This window comes from Hoylesella timonensis S9-PR14, assembly GCF_000762405.1.
In the GTDB taxonomy this organism is placed as follows: Bacteria; Bacteroidota; Bacteroidia; order Bacteroidales; family Bacteroidaceae; genus Prevotella; species Prevotella timonensis_A.
Genome location: NZ_JRPQ01000052.1, coordinates 1 through 5,430 on the forward strand (window position 1 = coordinate 1; position 5,430 = coordinate 5,430).

At 48.3% G+C, this 5,430-nt stretch carries 6 protein-coding genes and 1 pseudogene; all 7 read left to right on the forward strand.

Going from position 1 to position 5,430, the window contains the following annotated elements; translation table 11 throughout:
* On the forward strand, positions 1 to 971 hold a 971-nt coding region (locus HMPREF9304_RS02065), incomplete at its 5' end, for a TraG family conjugative transposon ATPase (RefSeq protein ID WP_036926145.1).
* A gap of 28 nt (positions 972 to 999) precedes the next feature.
* Positions 1,000 to 1,629 carry a DUF4141 domain-containing protein gene (locus HMPREF9304_RS02070; RefSeq protein ID WP_036926146.1) on the forward strand — a complete coding sequence of 210 codons (630 nt, stop codon included), beginning with the start codon at positions 1,000 to 1,002 and terminating at the stop codon, positions 1,627 to 1,629.
* Positions 1,630 to 1,680: 51 nt separating this feature from the next.
* Entirely contained in the window at positions 1,681 to 2,718 is a 1,038-nt protein-coding gene (gene traJ / locus HMPREF9304_RS02075; RefSeq protein ID WP_004358249.1) for a conjugative transposon protein TraJ, read from the forward strand.
* Between the two features lie 53 nt (positions 2,719 to 2,771).
* Positions 2,772 to 3,395: a conjugative transposon protein TraK gene (gene traK / locus HMPREF9304_RS02080; protein ID WP_036864505.1), complete on the forward strand. Its 624-nt coding sequence runs from the start codon at positions 2,772 to 2,774 to the stop codon at positions 3,393 to 3,395.
* Between the two features lie 4 nt (positions 3,396 to 3,399).
* Positions 3,400 to 3,702: a hypothetical protein gene (locus HMPREF9304_RS02085; RefSeq protein WP_036900547.1), complete on the forward strand. Its 303-nt coding sequence runs from the start codon at positions 3,400 to 3,402 to the stop codon at positions 3,700 to 3,702.
* Positions 3,695 to 4,963, forward strand: coding sequence for a conjugative transposon protein TraM (gene traM, locus HMPREF9304_RS02090; protein ID WP_036900549.1), 1,269 nt, complete (start codon positions 3,695 to 3,697; stop codon positions 4,961 to 4,963). Before HMPREF9304_RS02085 ends, traM begins: the two co-directional genes overlap by 8 nt.
* A gap of 49 nt (positions 4,964 to 5,012) precedes the next feature.
* A pseudogene (locus HMPREF9304_RS02095) lies at positions 5,013 to 5,381 on the forward strand (DUF8473 domain-containing protein); the annotation flags it as partial.
* Positions 5,382 to 5,430: the final 49 nt, after the last annotated feature.

Genomic DNA, 5,430 nt, shown 5'->3' on the forward strand with positions numbered 1-5,430 from the left:
ATTTCTTCGATGTAGAGAAAAGGGAGAGTATCTGCACGCTGCTGCTTACACTTTGGAAAAGTGCTGATGAACATATCACCAAGACCGAAGCAGGCGAACTCGGTTCTGCCGTCAATGCCTATATCGAACTTATCAGGACGGATCATACCATCGTTCCCTGCTTCAATACCTTCTATGAGTATCTGCGGGACGTGTACCGCAAGGATATGGAAAAGCGTGACATCAAGGTAACGCTCTCGGACTTCAACATTAACAACCTCTTAACTACATTGAAGCAATACTATCGTGGCGGTCGTTATGATTTCCTGCTGAACTCGGACAAGAACATCGACCTGCTTAGTAAGCGTTTCATCGTCTTTGAAATTGACCAAGTGAAGGACAACAAAGACCTCTTTCCTGTGGTAACAATTATCATCATGGAAGCCTTTATCAATAAGATGCGCCGATTAAAGGGTATCCGCAAGATGATACTTATTGAGGAAGCGTGGAAAGCCATCGCTTCGGAAAACATGGCAGACTACATAAAATATTTGTATAAGACCGTCAGAAAGTATTTCGGGGAAGCCATTGTCGTGACTCAGGAGGTGGACGATATCATCCAGTCGCCCATTGTCAAGGAGAGCATCATCAATAACTCCGACTGCAAGATACTGCTCGACCAGCGCAAGTATATGACCAAGTTCGATGGTATACAGGCGATGCTCGGTCTTTCGGAAAAGGAAAAGAGCCAGATACTCTCCATCAATCAAAACAATGACCCGAACCGACTCTACAAGGAGGTGTGGATAGGTCTGGGCGGTATGCAGAGTGCAGTCTATGCCACAGAAGTGAGCATGGAGGAATACCTGACCTACACCACGGAGGAAACCGAGAAGGTAGAGGTCATGCAGCGTGCGGAACAGATCGGTGGCGACATCGAGACCGCTATCCGACAACTTGCCAACGAGAAAAGAAACAATAAAAAGAAATAAGTAATAAACCATCAAAACTATAGCAACAATGAAAAAGTACATTTTCATGGCTCTCTTAGGATTGAGCCTTTCAGTTCCCAAAGCTCACGCACAGTGGACGGTCTATGATCCCGGTAACTTTGCCGGCAACATTGCCAATACGGTCAAGGAGATTGCCACCGCCTCGAAGACAGTAAAGAATACCTTGGACGGATTCAAGGAGGTGGAGAAACTCTACAACGACACCAAAAAGTATTACGATGCCTTGAAGAAAGTGAATAACCTTATAGGAGATGCCTACAAAGTCAAAGAGTGCATCCTTATGGTGGGCGACATCTCGGAGATTTATGTCACCTCGTATAAGAAGATGCTCTCGGATAAGAACTTCCGCCCGACAGAACTCGCCGCAATAGCTTCGGGCTACACCAAGCTACTCGAGCAAAGTGGTGAAAGCCTGAAGGAACTCAAGTCCATCGTCAAGAGTAATGTCTTCTCCATGAACGACCACGAGCGCATGCAACAGATAGACCGTATCTATACAACACTACGTGAATACCGCTCCTTGGTGTCGTACTATACAAGGAAGAATATCTCCGTGAGTTATGTGCGTGCTCGTGAGAAGAACGACCTTGCCTCTGTCAAGGCACTCTACGGCAACACGGCAAGCAGGTACTGGTAATTCCACAGACTAAAAAGAACTTGAAAAAACTTTCATAAAACACTTTTGCTTATGGATTTTGCCAGTTTACATGAGCTGCTACGCTCCACCTACGATGAGATGATGCCCCTCTGTGCCCAGATGACAGGCATTGCCAAGGGTATTGCGGGTTTGGGTGCACTCTTTTATATTGCTCTTCGGGTATGGGCTTCCATTGCCCGTGCCGAGGCAATAGATGTTTTTCCGCTTCTCCGACCTTTCGTGCTGGGCTTCTGCATCATGTTCTTCCCGACAGTCGTACTGGGTACGATGAATGCCGTTCTCTCGCCTGTAGTGCAGGGAACGGAGATGATGGTACACCAGCAGGAGGGGAACCTTGCAGAACTTACTGCCAAGCGGGACAAGTTGCAGGAGGAAGCCTACCTGCGCAATCCCGAAACGGCCTACTTGGTGTCCAACGAGAAGTTTGACCAGAAGATAGAGGAAATGGGCATTATCGGTCCAGAGGATGCCGTGACGATAGCGGGTATGTATGCCGAGCGTGCCGCCTATCAGACCAAGCAATGGGTCATGAAATTGGTACACGATTTTTTAGAATTGCTGTTCCATGCTTCGGGACTCATCATCGACACGCTTCGCACCTTTATTCTGATTGTCCTTTCGATACTCGGACCTATCGTGTTCGGCATAGCCGTATGGGATGGTCTTGCAGGCTCACTTACGGCATGGTTCTCACGCTATATCTCTGTCTACCTGTGGCTGCCTGTCAGTTCTATCCTCACGGCACTACTCACCAAGATACAGGTGCTAATGATGCAGAAGGACATCGATGCGCTAAGCGACCCTAACTATCTGCCTGATTCAGGAACGTGGTACTACATCGTCTTCTTCCTTATCGGTATTGTAGGCTACTTCTGTGTACCTACCGTGGCAGGGTGGATTATTGAAGCTGGTGGCGGTATCGGCTCCTACGGACGCAATGTCAACCAGACCGCACAGCGTGGCGCTCAAGGTGCATATACTGGTGGCAAGGCTGCAATGGCAGGCGCAGGTGCTGCTGTGGGAAATGTCGGTGGACGTATCAAGGGTGCACTGCTCAAAGGAAAATAGAAATGGAGCAATAATGCTTAATTCATCAACAGCTATAAAAGGAAAGAAAAAAAATGGAATTCAAATCACTTAATAATATCGAGACCTCATTCAGACAGATACGGCTCTATGCCTTTGTCTTTGCCATCGTATGTGTGGTAGTAAGCGGTTATGCTGTCTATGCCTCGTACAGCTTCGCCAAGGAGCAGCGGGAGAAAATCTATGTGCTTGACCAGGGAAAGTCGCTCATGCTGGCTCTCAGTCAGGATGCAAGTCGTAATCGTCCCGTAGAGGCAAGAGAGCATGTGCGTCGTTTTCATGAGCTGTTCTTCACCATTGCACCTGACAAGGACGCCATCGAGAGGAACATGGAGCGTGCCTTCCTGCTATGCGACAAGTCGGCTTTCAATTATTATAAGGACTTGGCGGAGAAAGGCTATTATAACCGTGCCATATCGGGTAATATCAATCAGCGCATAGAGGTGGACTCTATCCGTTGCAACTTTAATACTTACCCCTATGCGGTAACGACCTATGCACGGCAGTTTATCGTCCGTCAGAGTAACATTACAGAGCGCAGTCTTGTTACGACCTGCACGCTACAGAACTCTGTCCGCTCAGACAATAATCCGCAAGGATTTCTAATGGAACACTTCCTTGTCAAGGAGAACAGGGACATACAGACCTATAAACGATAAGGCTATGGCAAGAAAAGTAAACTATTTGCTCGCTCACCATTATCTGAGATTTCACCTTTGGCTCCGTCATCGGTGTGAAAGGCTCACGATAAGGCAGCGCAAGGCTATCGTCTATGGGCTGAGCTTCATCTATCTGCTCTGCTCGCTTTGGATGATAGCGCAGTTCTTCCTTCCTCCAAAGAAGGAGAAACTGATCATCCCCAAAGGAAAGTTGGTGGACAGTCCGATAGGGACAAACAGCACATTGCATGAGTTACACGACAATTATTACCTACAACATCATCAAAAAATCAACAACAATGGATAATAAACAGAAAGAACAAATGAAGAAAGGCTTAGTCTTCGGAGGATTAGGACTGCTGTTTGCCCTCTCGATGTGGTTTATCTTCGCACCGTCGGATAAGGATAAGACTGCTGCCGAGCAGGGCTTGAACGACAGTATTCCGCAGGCAACGCCCGAGCAGCTTACGGGCAACAAGCTAAAAGCCTACGAATTAGGCGACAAGGCACACGAGGAAGAACAAACCCGTGAAGAGATGGGCAAGCTGTCGGACTACTTCGCACAGAGCACAGCCCCCTCGGAAGCGGAGCGTGCACAAGTGGCTGCATCGACGGCAAAGATAGAAAACTCGATGCACCGCTATGAGGAGAATAATCGGCTGTTGAACTCTTTTTACGCTCCCGACCCGCACGAGCAGGAGCGTGAAGCAATGAGACAGGAGATTGACAACCTCAAAAAGGAATTGGCTTCCAAAGACAGCAGGGAGGACAATGAAGAGAAACGACAGCTTGCCCTGATGGAAAAGAGCTATCAGATGGCAGCAAAGTATCTGCCCAAGACATCATCCGTGCCGCCGTCATTGGGTAATGCCTTTACGGAAAGCAAGGGAAACACCACTTCTACCACCGATATGGGTGTGACTAAAGGGCAGGCTGCGCAAGTCGGTACACCGTCAATGGAGGTCTTGGCGGAGCGCAAACAGGTGGTGACTTCACTCGGTCAGCCGATGAGCGATGCGGATTTTATCAAGGAATATGGAACAAGAGCACGCAACATGGGCTTCCATTCGCTAACAAGTACGGCTGCATCCACGATGCGCAACACGCTCAAAGTGGTCGTGGACAGGACAACCACGCTCAAGGAGGGCGACAATGTGGTGCTTCGTCTGCTGGAGCCTGCCAAGGTGCAGGGACTGCGTATTCCAAGGCAGAGCAGGCTGATTGCATCTGCCAAGATTGAGGGTAACCGTATGCACCTGCTTATCAAAAGCATTGAGGTAGACTGTCATATCATAGCCGTCAAGCTCTCGGCATACGATATAGACGGACAGGAGGGTGTGTATATCCCCGGCTCGGAGGATATCAATGCGCTTAAGGAAGTCGGGGCGAATATCGGTGGCTCGATGGGAACATCTTTTACCTTCGCTTCCTCTGCCAAAGACCAGATTATCTCAGAGGCGGCTCGTGGTGTGATGCAGGGTGCAAGTCAGCTGCTTCAGAAGAAACTGCGCACCGTCAAGGTGACGCTCAAGGGTGGCTACCGCCTTTTCTTGGTTCAGTCCAAATAAGACAATCGAAAATGATAAGTAAAAAATAACATCAAATTAAAAAGGAACAATGAAGAAAATTATTTTATCAATGGCTATGCTTGCCATGGTGGGAGTAGCAGCCACAGCACAGGAAAACAATGATGGTCTGATACCAAGCCGTCCACTGACTTCGGGAGAGCTTTTTCAAGGTATGAGCCGTGCCATACCAACGGGGCGTGTCGTACTGCCGTATGGTCTGGACGTAACCTTTGACAAGACCGTGCATCTTATCTTTCCTTCTGCCATTCGCTATGTAGACTTAGGTTCGCAGAACATCATAGCAGGAAAGGCAGAGGATGCAGAGAACGTACTACGTGTAAAGGCTGCCGTCAAGGACTTTGAGACGGAAACCAATATGAGTGTTATCTGTGAGGACGGCTCCTTATATGCTTTCAGTGCGCCCATAATAGGGGCTTGATAATAATCACTTTGGCAAGTGATTAGGT

Coding starts and splice junctions, on each gene's coding strand:
- HMPREF9304_RS02070 (WP_036926146.1), top strand. CDS start 1,000: ATGAAAAAGTACATTTTCATGGCTCTCTTAGGATTGAGCCTTTCAGTT.
- traJ (WP_004358249.1), top strand. CDS start 1,681: ATGGATTTTGCCAGTTTACATGAGCTGCTACGCTCCACCTACGATGAG.
- traK (WP_036864505.1), top strand. CDS start 2,772: ATGGAATTCAAATCACTTAATAATATCGAGACCTCATTCAGACAGATA.
- HMPREF9304_RS02085 (WP_036900547.1), top strand. CDS start 3,400: ATGGCAAGAAAAGTAAACTATTTGCTCGCTCACCATTATCTGAGATTT.
- traM (WP_036900549.1), top strand. CDS start 3,695: ATGGATAATAAACAGAAAGAACAAATGAAGAAAGGCTTAGTCTTCGGA.